23 protein-coding genes are annotated in these 23,235 nt (G+C 34.7%); 17 read left to right on the top strand and 6 right to left on the bottom strand.

Annotated elements, in window-relative coordinates; all coding sequences use genetic code 11:
- Nucleotides 1-94 precede the first annotated feature (94 nt).
- From AC000W_RS06795 to AC000W_RS06780, 4 genes are read left to right on the top strand one after another with little or no spacing between them, the layout of a single operon-like run.
- Nucleotides 95-1,081: a sugar phosphate isomerase/epimerase family protein gene (locus AC000W_RS06795; RefSeq protein WP_474747076.1), complete on the top strand. Its 987-nt coding sequence runs from the start codon at nucleotides 95-97 to the stop codon at nucleotides 1,079-1,081.
- 20 nt (nucleotides 1,082-1,101) lie between these two features.
- Nucleotides 1,102-1,545: a DinB family protein gene (locus AC000W_RS06790; protein ID WP_474747074.1), complete on the top strand. Its 444-nt coding sequence runs from the start codon at nucleotides 1,102-1,104 to the stop codon at nucleotides 1,543-1,545.
- A 36-nt stretch (nucleotides 1,546-1,581) separates the two neighbouring features.
- Complete coding sequence (locus AC000W_RS06785; protein WP_474747073.1) at nucleotides 1,582-2,814, top strand: MFS transporter; 1,233 nt, start codon at nucleotides 1,582-1,584, stop codon at nucleotides 2,812-2,814.
- Between the two features lie 28 nt (nucleotides 2,815-2,842).
- Entirely contained in the window at nucleotides 2,843-3,979 is a 1,137-nt protein-coding gene (locus tag AC000W_RS06780) for a Gfo/Idh/MocA family protein (protein WP_474747071.1), read from the top strand.
- Between the two features lie 61 nt (nucleotides 3,980-4,040).
- Here AC000W_RS06780 and AC000W_RS06775 read toward each other — a convergent pair whose 3' ends face one another.
- Nucleotides 4,041-4,505 carry an ASCH domain-containing protein gene (locus AC000W_RS06775; protein ID WP_474747069.1) on the bottom strand — a complete coding sequence of 155 codons (465 nt, stop codon included), beginning with the start codon at nucleotides 4,503-4,505 and terminating at the stop codon, nucleotides 4,041-4,043.
- A 147-nt stretch (nucleotides 4,506-4,652) separates the two neighbouring features.
- Between AC000W_RS06775 and AC000W_RS06770 the strand changes: the two genes are divergently transcribed.
- The 7 genes from AC000W_RS06770 to nadD are packed head-to-tail and all read left to right on the top strand — an operon-like array spanning nucleotide 4,653 to nucleotide 9,688.
- The gene (locus AC000W_RS06770) at nucleotides 4,653-5,705 is read left to right on the top strand and encodes a sugar phosphate isomerase/epimerase family protein (RefSeq protein ID WP_474747067.1); all 1,053 of its coding nucleotides are present in this window, start codon (nucleotides 4,653-4,655) and stop codon (nucleotides 5,703-5,705) included.
- 14 nt (nucleotides 5,706-5,719) lie between these two features.
- Nucleotides 5,720-6,457, top strand: coding sequence for a 3-keto-disaccharide hydrolase (locus AC000W_RS06765; protein ID WP_474747066.1), 738 nt, complete (start codon nucleotides 5,720-5,722; stop codon nucleotides 6,455-6,457).
- 1 nt (nucleotide 6,458) lies between these two features.
- Nucleotides 6,459-7,271, top strand: a complete 813-nt coding sequence (locus AC000W_RS06760; RefSeq protein ID WP_474747064.1) for a 3-keto-disaccharide hydrolase — start codon at nucleotides 6,459-6,461, stop codon at nucleotides 7,269-7,271.
- On the top strand, nucleotides 7,272-7,622 hold the full coding sequence (locus AC000W_RS06755; RefSeq protein WP_474747063.1) for an SdpI family protein: 351 nt from the start codon (nucleotides 7,272-7,274) through the stop codon (nucleotides 7,620-7,622).
- 39 nt (nucleotides 7,623-7,661) lie between these two features.
- Nucleotides 7,662-8,519, top strand: a complete 858-nt coding sequence (locus AC000W_RS06750) for a YicC/YloC family endoribonuclease (RefSeq protein ID WP_474747061.1) — start codon at nucleotides 7,662-7,664, stop codon at nucleotides 8,517-8,519.
- The gene (gmk, locus tag AC000W_RS06745) at nucleotides 8,519-9,100 is read left to right on the top strand and encodes a guanylate kinase (RefSeq protein ID WP_474747060.1); all 582 of its coding nucleotides are present in this window, start codon (nucleotides 8,519-8,521) and stop codon (nucleotides 9,098-9,100) included. The genes AC000W_RS06750 and gmk overlap by 1 nt, the downstream gene beginning before the upstream one ends.
- A 3-nt stretch (nucleotides 9,101-9,103) precedes the next feature.
- Nucleotides 9,104-9,688 carry a nicotinate (nicotinamide) nucleotide adenylyltransferase gene (gene nadD, locus AC000W_RS06740; RefSeq protein WP_474747059.1) on the top strand — a complete coding sequence of 195 codons (585 nt, stop codon included), beginning with the start codon at nucleotides 9,104-9,106 and terminating at the stop codon, nucleotides 9,686-9,688.
- A 3-nt stretch (nucleotides 9,689-9,691) separates the two neighbouring features.
- Here nadD and AC000W_RS06735 read toward each other — a convergent pair whose 3' ends face one another.
- On the bottom strand, nucleotides 9,692-10,153 hold the full coding sequence (locus AC000W_RS06735; RefSeq protein ID WP_474747057.1) for an Lrp/AsnC family transcriptional regulator: 462 nt from the start codon (nucleotides 10,151-10,153) through the stop codon (nucleotides 9,692-9,694).
- 539 nt (nucleotides 10,154-10,692) lie between these two features.
- On the opposite strand from AC000W_RS06735, the gene AC000W_RS06730 reads away from it, so the two are divergent.
- The 4 genes from AC000W_RS06730 to AC000W_RS06715 all read left to right on the top strand — a co-directional run bounded on the left by AC000W_RS06730 (nucleotide 10,693) and on the right by AC000W_RS06715 (nucleotide 16,649).
- A complete protein-coding gene (locus tag AC000W_RS06730; RefSeq protein ID WP_474747055.1) occupies nucleotides 10,693-13,641 on the top strand; it encodes a TonB-dependent receptor in 2,949 nt (982 codons plus the stop codon).
- A gap of 22 nt (nucleotides 13,642-13,663) precedes the next feature.
- Nucleotides 13,664-14,149 carry a hypothetical protein gene (locus tag AC000W_RS06725; protein WP_474747053.1) on the top strand — a complete coding sequence of 162 codons (486 nt, stop codon included), beginning with the start codon at nucleotides 13,664-13,666 and terminating at the stop codon, nucleotides 14,147-14,149.
- Nucleotides 14,150-14,168: 19 nt separating this feature from the next.
- The gene (locus AC000W_RS06720) at nucleotides 14,169-15,362 is read left to right on the top strand and encodes a pyridoxal phosphate-dependent aminotransferase (protein ID WP_474747052.1); all 1,194 of its coding nucleotides are present in this window, start codon (nucleotides 14,169-14,171) and stop codon (nucleotides 15,360-15,362) included.
- A gap of 156 nt (nucleotides 15,363-15,518) precedes the next feature.
- Entirely contained in the window at nucleotides 15,519-16,649 is a 1,131-nt protein-coding gene (locus tag AC000W_RS06715; RefSeq protein WP_474747051.1) for an AEC family transporter, read from the top strand.
- A gap of 7 nt (nucleotides 16,650-16,656) precedes the next feature.
- On the opposite strand, the gene AC000W_RS06710 is transcribed toward AC000W_RS06715, so the two are convergent.
- Nucleotides 16,657-17,379 (bottom strand): DUF6503 family protein, encoded by a 723-nt coding sequence (locus AC000W_RS06710; protein WP_474747049.1) that lies wholly within the window; start codon nucleotides 17,377-17,379, stop codon nucleotides 16,657-16,659.
- A gap of 123 nt (nucleotides 17,380-17,502) precedes the next feature.
- Entirely contained in the window at nucleotides 17,503-19,785 is a 2,283-nt protein-coding gene (locus AC000W_RS06705; protein WP_476658668.1) for an inorganic phosphate transporter, read from the bottom strand.
- 296 nt (nucleotides 19,786-20,081) lie between these two features.
- Between AC000W_RS06705 and AC000W_RS06700 the strand changes: the two genes are divergently transcribed.
- On the top strand, nucleotides 20,082-20,438 hold the full coding sequence (locus AC000W_RS06700) for a toxin-antitoxin system YwqK family antitoxin (RefSeq protein ID WP_474747046.1): 357 nt from the start codon (nucleotides 20,082-20,084) through the stop codon (nucleotides 20,436-20,438).
- A 62-nt stretch (nucleotides 20,439-20,500) separates the two neighbouring features.
- Here the strand turns inward: AC000W_RS06700 and AC000W_RS06695 are convergent, their stop codons facing one another.
- Nucleotides 20,501-20,899 carry a carboxypeptidase-like regulatory domain-containing protein gene (locus AC000W_RS06695; RefSeq protein ID WP_474747045.1) on the bottom strand — a complete coding sequence of 133 codons (399 nt, stop codon included), beginning with the start codon at nucleotides 20,897-20,899 and terminating at the stop codon, nucleotides 20,501-20,503.
- A gap of 229 nt (nucleotides 20,900-21,128) precedes the next feature.
- On the opposite strand from AC000W_RS06695, the gene dgt reads away from it, so the two are divergent.
- Entirely contained in the window at nucleotides 21,129-22,472 is a 1,344-nt protein-coding gene (gene dgt, locus AC000W_RS06690; protein ID WP_474747044.1) for a dGTP triphosphohydrolase, read from the top strand.
- Here dgt and AC000W_RS06685 read toward each other — a convergent pair.
- Nucleotides 22,469-23,230, bottom strand: a complete 762-nt coding sequence (locus AC000W_RS06685) for an arylamine N-acetyltransferase family protein (RefSeq protein WP_474747042.1) — start codon at nucleotides 23,228-23,230, stop codon at nucleotides 22,469-22,471. The genes dgt and AC000W_RS06685 overlap by 4 nt on opposite strands.
- Nucleotides 23,231-23,235: the final 5 nt, after the last annotated feature.

The following is a 23,235-nucleotide window of genomic DNA, read 5'->3' as shown; positions in this document are numbered from 1 at the left end:
TAAATATAAAATTAATTCTTTACATTTATTCGCTACTCTTTTTGATAGAGTCGCACTATAACGTTATAGAGGATAAAAAAATTTAAAAAACAGAATGAAATTAAAAAGTATTTTAAAATATGTTTGTGCATTAGGCATGTCATTATTTTTATTAGTTGCATTTTCTTGTAGGGATACAAAAAAGAAAGAAGCAGAAACTGTAATTGAAGAAACTAAAGCTCCGTTTTTTAAATTATCGCTAGCGCAATGGTCTATAAATAAAATGATTAGACAAGACAGCGTGGACCCGTACACTTTTGCTGAAAAAGCAAAAAACTGGGGATTTGATGGTTTGGAATATGTGAGTCAGTTATATTACCCAGAGCTAGAGGCAGCAAACTTCTCTGATGAAGCCATGGCAGCTTTTGTAGAAAAATCGAATGCTGAAGCTAAAAAATATGGGTTGAAGAACATTCTTATTATGATTGATCGTCAGGGAGATTTAGCGACGTCTGACCCTATAGAAAGAAAAAAAGCTGTTGAAAACCATTATAAATGGGTTGATGCAGCAGCAGCGATGGGCTGTCACTCTATTAGGGTTAATTTATCAGGAAATAACGATGTGGAAGAATGGATTCCCAACTCTGTAAATGGACTAACGCAACTTGCTACCTATGCAAAGGGAAAAAACATTAATGTAATTGTTGAAAACCACGGAGGTTTATCTTCTAAAGGAAACTTGCTGGCAGAGGTCATGGAAAAAGTAGGAATGGACAACTGTGGCACATTGCCAGATTTTGGAAATTTTTGTGTAAAAATGGAAAGAAAGGACGATAAGTGGGAATGCACGGATATGTACGATATATATAAGGGTGTAGAAGAATTAATGCCATATGCAAAAGGGGTTAGCGCAAAAGCTTACAATTTTGACGAAGACGGGAATGAGACTAGAATGGATTATCCAAGAATACTTCAAATTGTAAAAGATGCTGGTTATAATGGTTATATTGGTGTGGAATATGAAGGATGGGATCTTGGTGAAGAAGAAGGTATTTTAGCTACTAAAGAACTGTTGTTGAATGCTGTAACAAAACTAAATTAAAACTTGCTGTAATAAATTATATGAAAGTTTTTTTTAACCAACTATTTGACTACAATTTTTATTGCAATAAAAAACTTATTGAAGAGTGCAATGCATTGGACAAAGTGCCAGAAAAAAGCATTGAGTTTTTTAGTCATAATCTTAATGCCCATCATATATGGAATGCAAGAATTTTAGGAAAAAAAGCAACATATGGTGTTTGGGATATTCACCCTATTAAAGTTTGGGGAGACATTCACTATGAGAACCAAAGAAGCTCTTTTGAAATAATTACCAATGCTACAGATTTTGAAAAAAGAATAGATTACGAAAATTCTGAAGGAAGATTGTTCACAAGTAACTTAAATGACATTTTGTTTCACATTATTAACCATTCTACTCACCATAGAGGACAAATTTTAATGGATTTAAGAAACAACAGTATAGAACCACCAAAATTGGATTATATTTTTTATAAACGATAAACAAACTAGTAAATTAAACAACCAAAATAATTAATTATGAGTACTGTACAAGTAAATAAAAAACAGATATTTTTAGCAGCATGTATCTCCTTGATTGTAACTGCCATGACGTTTGCCATTAGGGCAGGAATTCTTGACCAATTAGGAGCACAATTTGGTCTTAGTGACACTCAACTTGGGTTTGTAAATAGCATGGCATTTCTTGGATTCCCTATTGCAACGGTGATTGGGGGGCTTTTGTATAACAAACTTGGAGCTAGAAAACTAATGATTGTGGCCTTTATTTCTCATATTTTAGGTCTTGTTTTAACCATTTTTGCAGGAGACTTTTGGACTCTTTTAATTTCTACCTTCTTTATTGGTTTTGCTAATGGATCAGTAGAAGCGGCATGCAATCCAATGATTGCGGATATGTATTCTGATAACAGAACCGCAACATTGAACAAGTTTCATGTTTGGTTCCCTGGAGGAATTGTAATTGGAGCTCTTGTTTCAAAATTCATGACTGATGCTGGAATGGGATGGCAAGCGCAAATTGGGATAATGATTATTCCAACTTTAATTTATGGGTATATGTTCTTTAAACAAAAGTTCCCTGAAAGTCAAAATATTGAAACCGATACATCATTAAATATTAAAGCGCTTCTTTCACCCTTGTTCATCATTATTCTAATATGTATGACGTTAACGGCCATATCGGAATTTGGACCTCAGCAATGGGTAGAACGTATTTTGGGCAATTCTGGAGCAAGCCCGATGCTTGTTTTGGCAATGGTGACTGGTATTATGGCAGTTGGGAGGTATTTTGCTGGCCCCATTGTCCATAGAATAAATCCTATAGGAGTATTATTAATGTCTGCCATAGTAACAACAATTGCAGTATATGCTATGAGCCAAGCAGAAGGTTCAATGATATACTTGGCGGCTATTTTATTTGCTTTGGGAGTTTGTTATTTCTGGCCAACAATGATAGGGTTTACTTCTGAATACTTACCTAAAACCGGAGCTTTAGGAATGTCATTGATAGGTGGGGCAGGGATGCTTTCGACTGCAATTTGGCAACCTGTAATTGGCTCATGGTTAGATGGCGCAAAAGAGAAAGCAATTTCTTCGGGTATAGCTGAAGATGCTGCAGAACTGGTTGCAGGCAAGGCTACTTTAGGGAAAATGGTTTTCTTCCCTTTAATTGTTTTGATTATTTTCGGAGTATTATTTGCTATGAGGAAAAAACTAGAAGAAAAACGAGTAGCACAAGCACATTTAGAATAGATAAATATATTAAAGCTTAAAAAGTAAAATGGCAAAAAAGATTAGATTAGGAATTCTTGGCGGTGGAGGGGATTCCCTTATTGGAGTATTGCACAGAGTTGCATCATTCATCAATGATAATTATGAAATTGTAGGGGGTTGTTTTAACCCAGATTGGGAAGCAAATATTGCTTTTGCAAAAGAAATTGATGTCCCAACCAATAGGATTTATAAGGATTTTGACACCTTGGTAGAGGAAGAGTTAAAGCTTCCAAAGGAAGAGCGTATTCAGGTATGTTCTATTCTAACTCCAAACTTTTTGCATTTTCCAATGGCTAAAAAATTGTTGGACAATGGATTTCACGTAATCTGTGAAAAGCCCATGACCACTACATTGGAAGAAGCCAAAATATTGGAAGAAGCTCATAAAAATGCAGGAACTGTGTTTGCCCTTACGCATACCTATACCGGGTATCCTATGGTACGCCAAATGCGCGAAATGATAAAGGCTGGAGCATTAGGAAAAATACATAAAGTAGATGCACGTTATTACCAGGGATGGATAAATACCATTATCCATGACAAGGCAAAACGTTCATCTGTTTGGCGTTTGGATCCTAAAAAGGCAGGAATTAGTTCTTGTATGGGAGATATTGGAGTGCATGCTTTTAACTTGGTAGAGTTTACTACAGGATTAAAAGTAGAATCTTTATTATGTGATTTTAACTACCTCTATGAAGACAACCTAATGGATGTGGACGGAACCGTACTTATTAGAATGGGGGACCATGTAAAAGGTGTGATACGAGGAAGTCAAGTTGCTACAGGTGAAGAAAATGGTCTTGCTATTTCTATTTATGGAGAGAAAGGAGCTTTCCGTTGGGAACAAGAAAAACCTAATTTCTTGTATAAAATGAGTGATACAGAACCTACGCAGATATACAAACCAGGACATGCGTATAATTCTGAGTTGTCTTTAGATGGAACTAAACTTCCTGCAGGTCATCCAGAAGGTATTTTTGATTCCATGGCTAACATATATAAAGGTGCGGCTAAAGCAATTCGGGGAGAGAAATACAATGACGGGGAGTTTCCAACAATGTTAGATGGTGTTCGTGGAATGGACTTTATAGAAAGTACTGTAGAATCACATAAAAATGGAAATACTTGGGTAGAAATGGAGTAGTATTCTGTTTATTATAATAAAGAAGCCACTGGTTCTCAAAGATATTTTAGGGCAGTGGCTTTTATCTTTCAAAAACCTTTTCAAACTTTTCGCAGACGACTATCATACTTTCTCTAGGAACACGGCCATAAGTCTCCAGTTCTCTTTGATAATAGTCCCAATGTGTTTTTTTCCAATAATCAAGGCTTTGATCACCTTCGCCTTCTATTTTGGCATATTCAGCATCAATACTAAAAAAGGGTTTAAATCTTACTTCGGTTGTTCTAATGATGCATTGCGCTTTTCCGGCCCAATCTGTAACTATGGCAAAGTCACCTAGTTTTGGCAGAACCTCACTTCTATATTGTAATCCAAGCAAAGAATGGGATGTTGCCTTCTTTTTGTTGGCTAACACCAATTTAAGACATTCATTAGCATCCTTTTCATTATCACAAAAGTGCATCACCTTTGGAGTGTTTACAAATATATGCTCTAAATGGGCGTCCAAATAATCCCCCCATAAATTTCTAGCTGAAGCGTTATCCATCGTAAATTATTGTTCTAAATTCCTTAGTAATCCCTATATTTATAACTTTCCTTTATGATTTTTATTGAGTAAATAAAAATTAATTAAATATAAGGCATAATTTTTAAACGCTACCAGAATACAAAACCATCATAATATATTGAATGAATGAAAACAATTAAAGGACCTGCCGTTTTTTTGGCACAATTTGTAGATAGTGAAGCACCTTATAATTCTTTGGATGGATTATGTAAATGGGCATCAGATTTAGGATATAAGGGGATTCAAATCCCAACATGGGAATCATTTTTAATTGATTTGGATAAGGCATCAGAAAGCCAAACCTATTGTGATGAACTTAAAGGAAAAGTAAATTCCTACGGATTGGAAATCACCGAGATTTCAACACACCTACAGGGTCAATTGGTTGCAGTAAACCCTGCCTATGATGTAATGTTTGATGGCTTTGCTCCTGATGCTGTAAAAGGAAATCCAAAGGCTCGTACAGAATGGGCAATAGACACTGTTAAAAAAGCAGGTACGGCAAGTAAGAGATTAGGATTAACGGCCCACCCGACATTTTCTGGAGCTTTATTATGGCATACTATGTACCCATGGCCTCAACGTCCTCCAGGTTTAGTGGAAATGGGTTTTGGAGAATTGGCCAAACGCTGGCTTCCCATTTTAAATCATTTTGATGAACAAGGGGTTGATGTTTGTTACGAAATTCATCCTGGTGAGGATATTCATGATGGGATTACCTTTGAACGTTTCTTAGAAGCTACGGGCAATCACAAACGCGTAAATATGTTATATGACCCTAGTCACTATGTGTTGCAACAATTAGATTATTTAACTTTTATTGACCATTATCATTCATTTATAAAAGCATTCCATGTTAAAGATGCGGAATTTAATGCCACTGGAAAACAAGGCGTTTATGGAGGATATACAGATTGGATAGATCGTGCAGGACGTTTCCGTTCTTTAGGAGATGGGCAGGTTGATTTTGCAGGGATTTTCTCAAAATTAACTCAGTACGGATGTGATGTTTGGGCAGTGATGGAATGGGAATGTTGTATGAAATCACCTGAACAAGGAGCAAGAGAAGGAGCTCCGTTTATTGCAAAACATATTATTGAGGCCACCACAAAAACTTTTGACGATTTTGCAGGAGGTGGCACAGATGATGAATTACTAAAGGGAATTTTAGGATTATAAATTAACTTAGATATATGAAAAATATTTTATGGATAGCAGCTCTTATTATTGTAATAGCAAGCTGTAAAGAAAAAGCAAAAGAAGCAGTTGAAGCAGTAGAGGAAGTAAAAATGGAGGTACAAGAAGAAAGGGTCTCTTTGTTTGATGGCACTTCTTTTAACGGATGGCATGTGTATAATGGTGAAGGGGTTCCAGATGTATGGAAATTGGAAGATGGAGCTATGGTGTTTACACCATCTGAGGAAGGACATGGGGAAGGAGCTAATATAGTGACAGATAAAGAGTATACAGATTTTGTACTTTCCATGGATTGGAAAATTGGTGAAGGTGGTAATAGTGGTATTTTTTGGGGAGTAAAAGAATTGGATTCTTTACCCGAAGCCTATCAATCTGGTCCAGAAATTCAAGTTTTAGATGATGAAAGACACCCTGATGCTAAAGCAGGAACTACCCACCAAGCAGGTTCTTTATATGATATGGTAGCACCATCCTCTCCAAATGCTGTGAAACCTGCTGGGGAATGGAATACATGTGTTATCACTATAAACCATAAAACCAATGAAGGAATTATAGTCTTAAATGGTGAAGAAATAGTCACTTTTCCTGTTAATGACCCAGAATGGTCAGAAATGGTTGCCAAATCTAAATTTAATGGATGGGAGCATTTTGGAAAATATACAACTGGCAAAATTGGCTTGCAAGATCATGGAAATATGGTAGCTTTTAGAAATATAAAAATCAAAGAACTTTAAAATGAGAAAATATTGCTTAGGAGCATTTGCTCTTTTATTATTTATTGCCTGTCAGGAGAAAACAAAGGTGGAAACGGTGGTAGATGAAGGCCCAAAAGTTATTGTATATGAAGAGTATATGGGCGAGGGAGAACCCACAAAACCTGAAGAAACCGAGTTTTATGAACCAAAAGTTCCACAAGTTTCACCAGCAGTAAATGGCACACCACCCAGTGATGCTATTGTTCTTTTTGATGGGACTAATTTTGATGAATGGATTATGATGAATGATAGTACCGATGTAGTTTGGCATTTAAATGATGACAAAAGCATGACGGTAAAAGATAAAACAGGTTTTATACAAACAAAAAAGAATTTTGGCGATATACAGTTGCATATAGAATGGAGATCGCCAGCTGAGATAAATGGAGAAAATCAAAGCCGTGCTAACAGCGGTGTTTTTATTTCTGGTTTGTACGAAGTTCAGGTATTGGACAATAACAACAACCCTACCTATGTAAATGGACAAGTAGGCTCCATTTACAAACAACATGTTCCTTTGGCAATGGCCTCTGTTCCTACAGGTGAATGGAATTCGTATGACATTATTTATCACGCCCCTGAGTTTAATGACGAGGGAGGTAAAATTAAGTCTGGCACCATGACCGTAATTCATAATGGAGTATTGGTACAAGACCATGTAGAAATCAAAGGAACCACACCTTATATTGGTTGGCCAAAGAATCCTGCTCATGGGAAAGGTCCAATTCAATTACAAGACCATGGTGATAATAGCAGGGTAAGCTTTAGAAATATTTGGGTGAGGGAACTGTAAATGTTAGATTTTTTTACTGCGATAATAAATGGGTTGGTGATTACTGTTATTGGGTATGTTTATTTAAGATGTCCTCCCAAAGAAATAAATTGGTGGTATGGGTACAGAACAAGAAGAAGCATGGACAATCAGGAGATTTGGCATTATGCCAACAAAATTGGAGCTAAATCCATCTTCTTTCTTGGACTGTTTATATTGACGGTAAGTTTTTTGCTCTATTTTTTTCTTCCATCAACAGTGGTTGTGATAATTTCAACATTTCTTTTGTTGATAGGTATTGGAGCGGTAATGTATTGGTGCGAAACTCAGCTAAATAAGCATTTTGACAAAAATGGCAACTCCAAACCTTAAGAAGGATTTTAACTACCTTTGCCAAAATTCAATTGGTTTATGATTCAATCTATGACAGGCTTTGGAAAGCATGTAATGCAACTTCCATCCAAAAAGATAACAATAGAGATTAAATCCCTCAACAGTAAAAGTTTGGATTTAAATGCTAGAATGCCTTCAAACTACAGGGAAAAGGAGCTAGAAATAAGAAAAATCATTGCCAATTCTTTGGTAAGGGGAAAGGTGGATTTTGGATTGTACATAGAACTTACAGGGAACGAAACTACATCAAAAATCAATGAAGAAGTGGTGAAGACTTATATTGGGCAATTGGGCAATATAGCAAGTGGAGATGAACTTAAGTTACTAGAAATTGCCATGCGCTTACCAGATGCCTTAAAAACGGACAAGGAAGATATTGATGAAGAGGAGTACAAAGTGATACAAGAGGTGTTAAAAAAGGCCCTCACAGAAATAAATGCTTTTAGAACAGAAGAAGGCAAAGTTTTAGAAAATGATTTTATAGAACGCATTGCATCCTTGCAAAATCTTTTGCAAGAAGTTAAGGAAATGGATGGGGATAGGATAGGTACCATAAGGGAACGTTTGGAAAAAGCCGTTGCAGATTTAAAGGTAGACCTAGACGCCAATAGGTTTGAACAAGAACTTATCTATTATTTGGAAAAATATGACATCACTGAGGAAAAAGTGAGATTAAAAAATCATTTGGATTATTTTTCTTCTACATTGACTTCGGCCGATTCCAATGGTAAAAAGCTTGGTTTTATTTCACAAGAAATAGGAAGAGAAATAAATACCATAGGTTCCAAGGCGAATTTTGCACCCATGCAGCAGTTGGTAGTCCAGATGAAAGATGAGTTGGAAAAAATTAAGGAACAAATGTTGAATGTTCTATAATGAAAGGGGGAAAGCTTATCATATTTTCAGCACCATCTGGCAGTGGAAAAACAACCATTGTACAACATCTTTTAAGACAAGAGGAGTTAAATCTAGCTTTCTCAGTATCTGCAACATCCAGACCAAGAAGAGGAAAGGAAGAACATGGTGTTAACTACTATTTTATGTCTATTTCTGAGTTTAAAAATCACATTAAGAAAGATGATTTTATAGAGTGGGAAGAAGTTTATAGAGATAATTTCTATGGTACGTTAAAGAGTGAGGTTGAGCGCCTTTGGGCTGAAGGGAAGAATGTAATTTTTGATATTGATGTTGTTGGTGGATTGCGAATCAAAAAGAAATTTCCCAATGAAACCCTGGCAGTTTTTGTAAAACCACCTAGTGTGGATGAACTAAAGATTCGATTAAAAAAACGTAGTACAGAAAGCGAAGAAAAAATAAATATGCGCATTGCCAAGGCTTCGGTTGAATTGGCTACAGCGCCCCAATTTGACAAAATCATTAAGAATTATGATTTGGATACTGCTTTAAATGAAGCGCATAAACTCGTGGCTGATTTTGTCGGTGTAAAAGAGAACTAAAAAATGGCAAAGGTTGGACTTTATTTTGGCACCTTTAACCCTATTCACATTGGCCATTTGGCAATAGCCAACCACATGGTGGAATTTTCGGACCTGGATGAGGTTTGGTTGGTCATTACCCCACAAAGTCCTTTTAAAACCAAAAAAACACTTTTGGACAACCACCATCGTTACCAAATGGTGTTTGAAGCTACCAAGGATTACCCTAAATTAAAACCTAGTAAAATCGAATTCAATCTTTCCCAACCAAATTACACCATAGATACCTTGGCACATTTGGAAGATGAGTATGGAAAAAAACATCAATTTTCATTAATTATGGGAGAGGATAACCTAAAAGGGTTTCATAAATGGAAAAATTATAAAGTCATTTTAGAAAATCACGATATTTATGTGTACCCCAGAATTACAGAAAGTAAGGAAGAGCATCAATTTAAAGATTGTCCAAAAATCCATATTGTTGATGCACCAATAATTGAAGTATCATCTACATTTATTAGAAAGCAACACAAAGTAGGCAAAAATATTAGAGCCTTATTGCCCGATGCCGTATGGAAGTATATGGATGAAATGAATTTTTATAGATAGTATCTAACTTTCAAATAAAATATGCCTGTTAAGGTTTTCTTCCATTGAAATAAAGGCCTCAGTTTTTTTGACTCCTTTTATGGTCAATATTTTGTCTTGATAAATGGTTCTATAATGATGTATATCCTTGGAATGCACTTTAATAAATAAATCGTACTTGCCAGTAATGTGGTGTATTTTAACCACTTCTGGTATAATTTTTAAGGCTTCAATGACTTCATCATAAAATCGACTTTCACTTAGATAGACCCCTATAAAAACAGTTAATTTCCAGCCCATATGTGAATAGTCTAAACAAAGGGTAGTGCCATTAATTATGCCCATATCCCTCATTTTTTTCATTCTCATATGTACAGTTCCAGGAGAAATATCAATGTTTTTTGCGACTTCGGTGTAGGGCATTTGCGCATCTTCTGCTAATTGAGAAAGAATGCCAAGGTCAACTTTGTCCAGCTTGTTTTTCATCATTTAAAGATTAACTAAGATGAATTTAGCAAGAATGAACGTTTTTTTATAACTGGAATGCCCGTTTGGAAGGCAATAAAACCTATTTAGAATCTTTATAAATAATAATTATCAATATTTTGGCATTTTTTTAATTGATATGACAAAAAAAAACATAATTATATATGGATTCATGTATTTTTTTAAAGTTTTTTAATAAAATGAAAAAAATATCAATGTCATTTTTTCTGTTTTTTTGACAATTTTAAATTAACTTTTGATGCTAATTCTAACGATATAATATTTTTGAGCAAAAAAAATACAACATCGTTAGATTTCACTGAAATCCCTTTTTAAATAGGGGTTCCACACTTTTTCATAATTTTTTAATAGTCAGATTTTCTCTTTAACATTGCTGTAGTCATTCAATACAACGTTGTTTGATTGGCAGTAACCGGTTACTTCACACAAAGACAAATAAGTTTCCCGTCAAATAATTGATGGGGTTATAAAGTATTGTCAAAACTAAAACTCATAACTCAACCTTTAAAAGAATTTGTATGAAACAATTGTTATTAATGTTGTTGTTTATACCAAGCTTTTTTTCGACACTCCAGTCACAAGAGATTGGAGTATCGGGAAAAGTGACGGATGACAACGGTGAGCCATTACCAGGAGTAAATGTTGTAATTAAGGGAACAACTACTGGTACAACATCCGATTTTGATGGAAATTATTCAATCGATGCTCCTAGCACTGGGATATTGGTTTTTTCTTCCTTGGGATTCGGTACTAAAGAGATGCCTATTTCAGGTAAAACAACCATAAATGTAAAACTATCAACATCGGCTCAGGCCCTGGAAGAGATTGTTGTTGTTGGATCAAGAGGACAGGCAAGAACCAAGTTAACGACACCGGTACCGGTAGATGTAATTAACATAGCGGAACAATCCATAAATATTCCGCAAACAGATTTATCACAGATGCTTGCGACAACTGCTCCTTCTTTTAGCGCATTTGTATCACAAGGGGGGGATTTAGCATCACATGTTGCACCACCTTCTCTAAGAGGTTTGGCGCCAAACCAAATGTTGGTATTAATTAACGGAAAAAAAAGACATAGTTCTGCACTATTGCTAGGAAACCAAACAGGAACCCCTTCCAATGCTGTTGACATGAGCCTTATACCTTCTGCGGCTATAGAAAGGGTAGAGATTTTACGTGATGGAGCATCTGCACAGTATGGATCGGATGCCATTGCTGGGGTAATGAATATTGTAATGAAAAAAGGCACTAACAAATTTACTGGTGCATTAACTGTTGGCGGTTATCCCAATTCCCCACCTGATTTAAGTGATTCTGATTTGACTGATGAAGAAAAATCTTTGAATCGTGATACTGGAGCAGATGGGTTTAATTATCAATTTGATGGAAATTATGGTTTTGGCTTTGAAAATGGAGGGTATCTTAATATTACGGGAATGCTTAGACAAGCCAAACGCACAATAAGACCTACAGTTCTGGCTTTAAATAGAGCGCCATTGTACAGTTCTAATTATTTGAACAATCAGATGACAGATACTAATGGGAATCCTATTATTACAAATCCAGAATTAGTGACTGCCTTGGCAAACGGAGATGCAGCTTTAGCTTCTGAGTTAACAACAGTAGAGGGCCTTATGAATGCAAGAGATATAGAACAGGTAGATGTTGCCACTTATGCGGGACTTCCTGCTATGAATATAGGTACGTTGGCTTATAATTTTGAACTTCCAATATCCGATGATGTAAATTTTTATTCCTTTGGAGATATGGGGTTTAAATTCACAGAGGGTTTTAGTTGTTTTTATAGAAGAGCAGCACAAGCAGATCGCTTTAGTTATGAGCTATTTCCAAATGGATTTCGGCCTCAGATATATTCTAACCAGACCAACTTAGCTTTTTCAGCTGGTGTTACAGGAATGTTGGGAGAATATAAATTTGATTTAAGTAATACTTTTGGTACCAACTCCATGAACTTTAATATGTTCAATACATGGAATGCAAGTTTAGGTAATGCCTCCCCAACAGAAATGGATTTAGGGAAACATGCATTTACACAAAATACTGCTAACCTTGATATTTCAAGATTCTATGATGATGTATTGGAAGGTCTAAACATTGCAGGTGGTGTTGAATATAGAATGGAAAAATATGTTATAGAGGAGGGACAAGAAGAGAGTTTTACTGCGGGTGAAGCAGGAGTTTACACCGCATCCGAAGACAACGAAGTATTAATAGGCCCAGATGGTTTTCCTTTGGAAGATCTTTCTGGAAACCAAATAGTAGATGACGGTGGAAACCCTTTGGTTTTACCATATGCAGGAATTAGTAGGGAATTGGTGAAAAGTTTTGCCTTGAATTGTCAATGTTTTAGTGGCTTTTCCCCTGAGAATGCCAGTGAAAGTTTTAGAACTGTAATCGCGGCATATTTGGATGCAGAATTAGATGTAACGGATAATTTCTTTTTAGGAGCAGCTGTTAGATCAGAAAATTATTCAGATTTTGGAAGTGTATTTACTGGAAAGGTAGCTTCTAGATTATCTTTATCTGATAACTTCGCTGTTCGTGGTTCATTTAGTACAGGATTTCGCGCCCCTTCCTTACAAGAGCTTAATTATTCACATAGTTTCACATTTTTTGTTGATTTAGTTCCTTTTGATGGGACATTATATCCTAACAGTAGTTCAGCAGCAAGAGCCATTGGAGTTGGTCAATTGACTGAAGAAAAATCCACAAATATTAGTTTTGGGTTTACCACTAAACTTTGGGATAAATTGGATTTAACAGTTGATGCTTATAAAATAGATATTAAGGATAGAATTTTCCAAACAAATACTTTTAGTTCAGGAGATGCACCAGCTTTAGGACCTGTAATTGGTTCTGGTTTGGCAAACTTTAGAATAAATGGAGGAGATATCAGCACTAAAGGGATAGAGGTTGTTGCCAATTATAATACATATGTTGGAGAAAATAAATTGGGAATTGTATTATCTGGAACGTTTAGAGAGAACAAGTTTGAAGGAGCAACAGTACCAGACTTAAATACAGCTTTGACAGATGAGGAATTGGAAGCTAAATACGTAAGTAGATCCTCTATAGGCCAGTTTGAAACTGGTACGCCGAGCTCAAAAATAATAGGAACTATAAACTATGATTTTGGAAAATTCTCAGCTTTAGTAAGAGGAACTCGTTATGGCTCTGTTGAAGATTTGGATAATAACATGAGAACGTTATTGGATGGATCAACAGGATATGCAGATCAATTGTTTACACCAGAATTCACAACAGATATTGGACTAACATATAAATTTTCTCCAAGCTTAAGCTTAACAGTTGGAGGAAATAATATTTTCAATCAGTACCCTGAGATTCGTAGACACGAAAGAAGAACATTCTATCTGTATTCTAACTACCAGCAAGGCTCAAGTGGAGCATATTATTTTGGCAGATTAACATTTAGTCTATAGTAAAATTGCAAAAAACATAATTATGATAAAATTTATAAAAAAAATATCGTTTTTGTTCCTGATAATTTCTACCTTTTCATGTGAGCATGAAAGATTGGAGCCCGTACTTACCACTGCAGATGGAGGAGGAACACTATCAAAGTTCACAGCATATACAATAGAATCTGTTGATGCTGGAACTGATATATATGGAAGAGTTGTCTTTTGGGAAGATACTGCAGGACAGACCCTAGTGCAGGTGTCTGTATATAATACAACAGCAGGGGAAATGTACCCTACTAGCATTATGATGGGTGATATTGGAATGGAGACAACGTCAATGATAGATTTGTATGATGTTTCTGGAGATAGTGGAGAATTAAGTGTTACCAAGTTTTTTGCTATAACGGACACTTCTTTTTATGACACTGTACTAACCATGGATTCACATATAAACATTTATTCTGGCACAACAATAGTTGCAGCAGGGAGCCTAGGGGTTAATGCTGACCCAGTAGAATCAAATTAAAAACTATATAGAACCCATCATGGAAAGAAAAACATTAAGCAGAAGAGATTGGATTAGAACCGGTGCTTTAACAGCAGGCGGTATGACACTACTTCCTTATCTAGGGATAAGTGAAACGCCTAAGGCGCCATTGCTATTGAATGAAACTGGCAATGTAGAATACAGCCCTTTTTTCGAGGAGTATGTGTTGGAAGAGTATCCAAAGCCTGAGATGTTATTGGCAAAATTAAATGCCAATGAAAATCCATATGGACCATCACCAAAGGCTATTGAAGCACTTAAAGAAGTTGCTGTCAAAGGGAACAGGTATGCCTGGAGAGAATTATTTGATCTTATCGATAAAATTGCTAAGCACGAAGGTGTAAAGTCAGAAAATATCATAATGGGTCCTGGATCGTCTGATATCTTAGAAAAAACGGCGATGGTTTTCTTTAAAGGGGGCGGGAATGTGGTCTCAGCAGACCCATCCTATATGTCTTTAATGAGAGTGGCTGAAGCTACAGGAGGAACATGGAAGCCAGTTACTTTAAAAGATGATTGGTCACACGATTTGGACGCTATGGAAGCAGCTGTTAACGAATATACCAACTTGGTATACATATGTAATCCTAACAACCCAACAGGAACTATGACAGATGCCACCAAGCTTTTGGATTTTTGTTCTCGTGTTTCTGAAAAAGTTCCTGTTTTTGTTGATGAAGCCTATCTTGGATTTTTAGGGGATGGTGCTAAACAAAGTATGGTTTCTTTGATCAATGAGGGTAAAAATGTGATAGTAGCAAGAACGTTCTCAAAAATTCATGGTATGGCAGGATTGCGGGTAGGTTACGCAGTAGCTCAACCAGAAACTATTGAAAGAATCCATGAAATAACAAGAGGTGGAATGGGGATATCTTACACTTCTATTTTTGCCGCTATGGCCAGTATGGACGATGTAGCTTTCCAAGATAAGTCAAGAACCTTAAATTCCGCAGCTAGAGATTATGTGTTTACTAGCTTAAAAGATATGGGTCTAGAGCCTGTGCCTTCTTATACTAGCTTTATGATTTTCCCTATTGAAATGGAAGGAAAAGATTTTCTGGAAAAAATGACAGCTCTTGGAGTAGGAGTAAGAGCATTTAAATTTCTTGGAAAAAAATGGTGTAGGGTAAGTATGGGTACCATGGACGAAATGAAAATTTTCGTGGGCGCTCTTCAAAAAGTACTTGTTTAAACAATCAAATAACATAGTTAAATCAGGCATTGGATAATGGTTTTATACCATTGTCTGGTTTAACTATTTTTTTAAGTTTCCAAATTAATTTCACGTACTTATAACAGAATGACTTTAAGATTTTTCTTAAAGTGGCAAAAATATATTTTATAAAGTATGAATGTTGCATTACAAAAGACATTTGAACTGTTGCTTATTATTCTTTTAGGAGTTTTGCTTCAAAGAAAAGCTCCTAAAAAAGAGAATTTGGGTGGTTTAAAGACCATTATTCTAAGTGTAGCTTTACCAGCTACTATTTTTCTAGCTCTCTTAAAAATAAAACTAGATCAGTCATTATTGGCACTTCCGTTAATGGCACTCTGTTTTAATTTTTTGATGTTTTTTGCTGTAAAATATCTGTTGGATTTCTCTATTCCTATTTACGATGAAAAGAAAAAAAGGACTTTAAATATGTTGTTGCCATCTCTGGCACCAGGATTGTCTTGTTTTCCATTTATTATTGCCTATTTAGGCGATGACTTTTTAGCTTTGGCAGCTTTGGCCGATGTAGGAAATAAGATTTTTGGCCTTATTATTTTATATATGCTTGCCATGTACTGGTATAGAAAAAGAGCACAAAAAAATAATGCTAGTAATAAAAGTAAGCTTAAAAGTTTGATGCTCTCTTTATTGAACGAGCCTATAAACATGGTTATTATTGTTGCATTGTTAATGCTTGCTTTTGGTTTTAATATTTCTTCATTCCCAGAATTTTTGCAGAATACAATAGGTAGGTTAAGTGTTATTATGGTTCCGTTGGTGTTGCTTTTTATTGGTATGGCCGTCCGAATCAAATTTTCAGATTTTAGATATATATTTCAAATGTTGACATGGCGAGCTGGTATTACATTTTGTATATCGGCAATTTTTATTTTCTTATTGCCAGAACTGTCCACTGGAATGATGCTTCTTTTGATTGTTTTTCCACAGAGTTCTTGTAGTTTTTGGCCCTTTGCCCATATGAGTGCCGTAAAAAGCTTAGAAGACAAGGATGGGCAGAACAAACCAACTTTTGATTTGGATTTTGCTGTATCTGTTTTAGCTTGTTCCTTGCCTTTTTCTACACTTTTAATAATCTCCGTATTCTATTTTGGAGACTATGTAGCGAACCCAATGGCTTTGATAATTCTTGGAATCACCATGATTTTATTTTCTCTTATCCCTAAAGGAATCAAAGCGGTCAAAAAAAAAACTAAAAAACAAGAATTGGAAGAAGGAATTATTAAGGAGTTAGAAATTGAAGAATAACTTAGTTTTAAAAAGAACTAGTCTCAGTTAGAATATCCGTTCCAAGGTATTTATCATCTTTATTATAGTACCAAGCTCTTGTTTTTGGCATTTTAATACCTTGTATTTCCTCAAGACCATTTAAAATTATGAATTCTCCATCATTTTTACTTTCATCATGAAAAAATTGATAAATTTCCATAGCATACGTCTCTGGGTCAAAATAAAAATACCATGTGTCTTCACCAACTTTTTCATCATATGTAACCTTAATTGTTAAGTAGTCCTTTCCTCTAAAGTGTTTTGGATAAACTTTGGGATCAATATGCGTGCCTGGGTCTTTTAATTTCATAGGCAGCCCATATAGGTAGGTATAATAATCTTTCATCATTTTTGCTCGCTCACAAGTAAGCCTATGTATTTTAATGTCCTCTGCAGATAGTGTAGTGCTTCCATTTAAAGCAAGCTCACATATATCCTTACGTAAAATTTGCTCAATAATAATACTGTCCTTTTTTACTGTAAGATTAAAATAGCTTTCTGGCAAATCTAGGATTATATCACTTACTCTATCACTTTTATTAGGAGTTTGCATTGTAATGGACAGCTTTCCTTTAAAAGTTTGCCATGTCCCATTAGGGTCATGGTATTCAATGGCTTTATCAAGAAGATCTTGGCCAGTAAATTCTTGCCCTATAGCTATAATAGGGCAAAAAACTAGGCTGAAAAGTAATATATTGAGTGCTTTCATTATAAAGGGGGAGAATTTAACCTCCAAATTACGATTTTCCCTTTAAATATTTACATGTTGGCCATAGGTTTCCAAAAGATTCACCACGGCAATTCGTAAATGGGATTATTTATTACAACAAATCTAAGATTCAGGCAGGTCAATAGTCGCTGGTGGAACAGAACTATCATGCTTACCATAATACTCCTCTAACATATTCATTGTTGCGGTTATGAAATCTTTAGTTTCTAACAACAAAGAGAAATACAGCGTTGTATTTTTAGGGCTAGATTCCTCTGTACGGGTTCTAGCAACTTGTTTTTGAATTTTATCAGTAACCACATCAAACAGCTCCTGTTTATTATTTAAAATAGCTCCAATTTCTTCAAATGATTGATTTTTAAAGGCTTTTTGAGTAGTGCTTAGTAAGGTGTCTAACGTTATATTTATTTCCTTTAGTTCTTTTATTTGATTGTATTTTAATTTTTTATGGTTATTGTTAATATGCTTGTGAGTTATTTTAGTGATATAACCTAAGGATTGTACCATATCTTGTAAATACCCTAAAATATTAATATAAAAATCACTAGCTCCAATACTTGCTTCATCTAAATTTTTAATAAAATAAAAGATATTATCCCTAAGATCATCTATTTCTTCAGAAAGTTTTATAACACCTTTTTTATTCTTTTTAAGTTGATCCAAGTTCTGTTTAGCAAGCCCATTTATACTGGTGGTATATATTTTATTACTTCTAACTACAACATTGGCAATGGTTCCGGCACTTTCTTTTATTACACCCTGAATAGAACTGCTTTCCGCTCTATTTAGTTTGTCCTCTACCTTTATTTCTTTAATTTTTTTATTATGTGCTAGATAGTTTTTTCCAATTAAAAGGAAGGCAAAAATTAATAAACATACAATAGCAAAAAGACCGCCTACATGAATTAAATATGCAACCAAGGAAGCAGCAGCAAAGGCAGAAATTGCTGTAAAGAACCAACCACCAATAACATTGAGCACTCCTGCAACTCTATATACAGCACTCTCTGAACCCCAAGCTCTATCCGCAAGGGATGTTCCCATAGCAACCATAAATGTTACATAAGTTGTAGAAAGTGGCAATTTAAGTGAGGTCGCAATAGATATAAGTACACTGGCAATCATTAGGTTCACGGATGCTCTTACTAAATCAAAAGCAGGCAAATCTTGAACTTTGTTTTTGGGAACATAGACATGAGGTTGCTCAAATTGAATGTCAATTTTCTTCATTAAAGAATCTGGAACAAGGTAGTTTATACTTTGTGATGCTCGAACGGAGAATTTTACAATTTGTCTTGATAAATAATTAGGCTGAAAACGTTCTTCACCTTCATCCTGCCTTGATAAATCTACACTGGTCTTTACTACATTTTTAGCTTTAGAAGAAAACCAAAGGGTAATTACCATTATTAGTCCAGAAGTCAGCAATAAAAATACCGGAGTTTGTACGGCTCCAGCGGCTAATTTATCCATGGGATAACTACTTGCAGATATACCAGAGGCTTGCCAATCTTGAAAAGATTGAAAGGCAGCAATGGGCACCCCAATAAAATTAACCAAGTCATTACCAGCAAAAGCCATTGCTAAGGCAAAGGTTCCTAAAACAATAATAAGAATGTAAATATTCCATTTAGTGAATGTGGTGAATATCCAAGAAACAAGAAACCAAAGCACAAAATTCCCCAACAAAAATAGTTCTGGATTAGCACCAATAAACTCTGTTATTGAAGGGTCCAATATTGAAGCACTTTTTAGTCCTTTTACCAAAATAAAATAAATGATTGCAGTTATGGCAACACCCCCAAACGCGGCTTCAATCCACTTGGGTTTTTCTTCAAATTTAAAAGAAATTAATACTCGGGATATAAACTGCACAAGTGCCCCAATTGAAAAAGCAACGACAACAGATATTAATATTCCAAAAATTATTTCAGTGGCTTTATCTGTATTTATATATTGAGATAAATCAGAAAACCCCCCACCATAACCGGCTATTTTTACTAGAGATATTGCTACTGCGGCACCTAGAAGTTCAAATACAATAGAGACTGTAGTTGAGGTGGGCATTCCAAGTGTATTAAAGAAATCTAACAATAAGATATCTGTAATCATTACTGCTAAGAAAATAATCATGATTTCAGAAAAAACAAATTCTGTTGGATTAAAAATTCCTTTTCGAGCAACCTCCATCATTCCACTAGATGTTAGTGCGCCAAAGGCAATACCTATACTAGCAACAATCATTATAGTTTTAAATGATATTGCTTTAGAACCTATTGCGGAGTTTAGAAAGTTAACAGCATCATTACTCACACCAACAACTAAATCTGTAATTGCCAGAATTGCTAGCGCAACAATCATGAAAACATAAATATTCTCTCCCATACAAACTCAAATAAGAGCAAAAATGCTACTATAATTTTTTTTGCAAGTTAACATAAGGTTATGAAATGAGTCTCTGAGTCATAGTGAAGAACAGTGTAATGAAAAATAGAAATGGTTAATGGCTGGTTTTCAGTAAGAATAGCAGGATTATTAGTATAGATAACATACGCATAACATTGTAACATATTTATAATTAGACATTTACAATATCAATGTAAATTTAACGTTAACTAATAGTTGATTTATTGTAAAAAATATTTATCTTTGTATCATCCCAATAATTAAAAATATAAATCATGAAAAATATATTATCAATAGTTCTTCTGCTTGTATTTGTAGCAGCAGGATATTCTCAAGAGAAAAAAGAGTTCACTCTTAATGAAGAAACCAATTTAATAGAAGCAACTTACTACCACGAGAATGGGCAAATAAGCCAAATAGGGACATTTAACCTAGAACATAAATTGCATGGTGAATGGGTAAGTTATAATGAAGAAGGCAAAAAAGTTGCTGTAGGGTCTTATAAAAATGGAATTAAAACCGGTAAATGGTCTTTTTGGAGTAATGATGTTTTAAAAGAAGTGGAATATTCCAACAATGCTATTGCAAGTGTAAACGGAATTAAAACTAAGCCCAGTTTAGTGAGTCATTAATTTGTTTAAGAGAATAATTTAAAAAAATCCTGTCTTTTGACGGGATTTTTTTATTGGTAAATTTATTTATCAGAGCCATTATCTGTACTGGCAAGAGGAATTTCTTTTTTAGCAGTTAATGTTAGTATTGATAGGTCTTCTATATCTAATGTTTTAACAGCTAAAGCATGGTCTATATAAGTGGTCTTATTTTTTTTAACATGAACAGGAATTTCAACTGTTTCATACCCCGTATAAGTTATTTGTAATAGATACTTTCCGGCCTTAACTTCAGTCATCCTAAAATTACCATGAAAATTGGTTTGTTCTTTTTTTGAAGTACCCTTAAGAGAAATGTTGGCAAACAACAACGGTTCATTATCAATCTCTTTATCTACAATTGTACCACTTATAGACCCATAGTTCTGAGCAAATAAAGTTGCCGAGAAAAAAAGCAAACAAATAAAAAATAATTTCTTCATAAAAAGATTAAAATCAACTGCAAAGAAACTACCTGAATGTAAAGAAAAAGTTAACTACAGATTAAAAAATAACTTAAATTTTTTGGCCTATATAGTTTCGAATAATTATAGGAATGATACTATGATTTTAGTCTTAGATTAGGACAAGATTTCGAAACATATTGGAATGTTGAACTCAACTTATAAACATCATTTTCATGTATCTTAGCTTTAAATTTTTAATTAGAGCATGAACTGGGAACAATTACTATCCTTAAGGCGCCACGGCGATACTCATAAAAGATTACGTAAAGAACAGGATGAAACCCGTTTGGGTTTTGAGGTAGATTATGACAGAATCATATTTTCATCTGCCTTTAGGAGCTTGCAGGATAAAACTCAGGTAATACCGCTTTCCAAAACCGATTTTGTCCATACTAGGTTGACACACAGTTTAGAAGTTTCTGTTGTAGGGAGGAGTCTTGGGCGTATAGTAGGTAAAAAATTATTGGACAAGCATCCTTATTTGTCTGAAGTACACGGGTATAAATTCAGTGATTTTGGTTCTATTGTGGCCGCTGCTGCTTTGGCTCATGATATAGGGAATCCGCCTTTTGGACATAGTGGAGAAAAGGCTATTGGAGAATACTTTAAAACGGGCAATGGTGAAAAATACAAGAGGGAGTTATCTGAAAAAGAATACCAGGATATTATAGATTTCGAAGGCAACGCCAATGGTTTTAAACTACTTTCTGAATCCAAAGAAGGAGTTGAAGGAGGGCTTAGACTGAGCTATGCAACCCTAGGTGCCTTTATGAAATATCCAAAAGAATCACTTCCCAAAAAACCTACAACACATATTGCAGATAAGAAATTTGGATTCTTTCAGCCAGAAAAAGACTTTTTTAAAGAAGTAGCGAATGAATTAGGGTTAATACAAACTCGGAACGGAGAGGATATTAGTTTTTCTAGACACCCACTAACTTTTTTGGTGGAAGCTGCAGATGATATTTGCTATACCATCATTGATTTTGAAGATGGAATAAACCTTGGATTGATTCCTGAAGATTTTGCCTTGGAGTATTTGATAAAATTGGTGAAAGATAAAATCAATACCAAAAAGTACAACGCCATTGCCTATATGGAAGACAGGTTAAGCTATTTAAGGGCATTGGCCATAAATAGTTTAATACAAGATGCGGCTGATATTTTTATAGAAAATGAAGACAAAATTTTGAGTGGAAATTTTGATGTGTCCCTATTGGACAAAAGTAAATATATAGCCCAAACCAAGGATATTATTAAACTAAGTGTGGAACGTATTTATCAATCCCAAGAGGTTATAGAAAAGGAAATAGCGGGTTATAAAATAATTTCTGATATATTGGATGTGTATACGGATGCTTTGGTTCGTAAAAAAGAAGATAAGGCTTCTAATTATGATAGTTTATTGATACGTACTCTACCAGAATTTTATCAGAGGACCAACATTTCTTTATATCATATTTTGTTGAATACTTGTTGTTATGTGGCTAGCTTGTCCGATAGTGCTGCGGTGCACATCCATAACAAAATCATGGGAAAACAGCTTTAGAAATTTTCACCCTCAATATCTATATTAAAATATTTTTTCAATTTTTCTTCAAACTCTTTTTCTTTAAACTTCATGACATTTTCAACCCCTTCTTGAGTAATTTTTAATTGCTCATTGTTAAGGGTGATTCTTCCGTTTGTTTTTAGGATAGAAATTACTTTTTTCTGGGTGAAATGAGAATTCTTACTAGTTTGGTTATATTCACATCTCCCTTCAAATTCTCTGAGTTTTCGGGAAATGGTTTTAAAAATATATAAGGGCTTCAATTCTCCATCTTTCAATTCATTTACCTTAAGATAATCTGAATCATATGTGTCAAAATGAAATTGCCCAAAACTGTCATTAATTGTTGCCCCTAGTTCAATTTTTAAGGGTTCCAAAGAGAATTTTCCAAAACCTACATCTACCAAAAACTCTTCCTTGTTTATATTCACTATAATGGCCATATGGTCATATTCTGGAAAATAGGTCTCATTTTCATAGACTCTTGCTGAAATCATTTTTGCGTTAAAACCTATTTCTTTTAAGAGATAAAAAAATAAACCATTGAGTTCATAGCAGAACCCACCACGCTTGTTTATGATTATTTTTTGGTAAATATCGCTTACATCAAGACTGATTTTCTTACCATAATGAATGTCTAGATTTTCAAAAGGAATATGTAGTAAATGTTTTTTTTGAAGCTCAAAAAGAACTTCTTTGTTTACCTGTATTGGTTTGTGAAAGTGCATCCTATTTAAGTAAGCATCTATTTTCATATCTT

This window comes from Saonia sp. (assembly GCF_056326165.1).
This window is presented reverse-complemented; position numbering and strand designations above follow the sequence as displayed.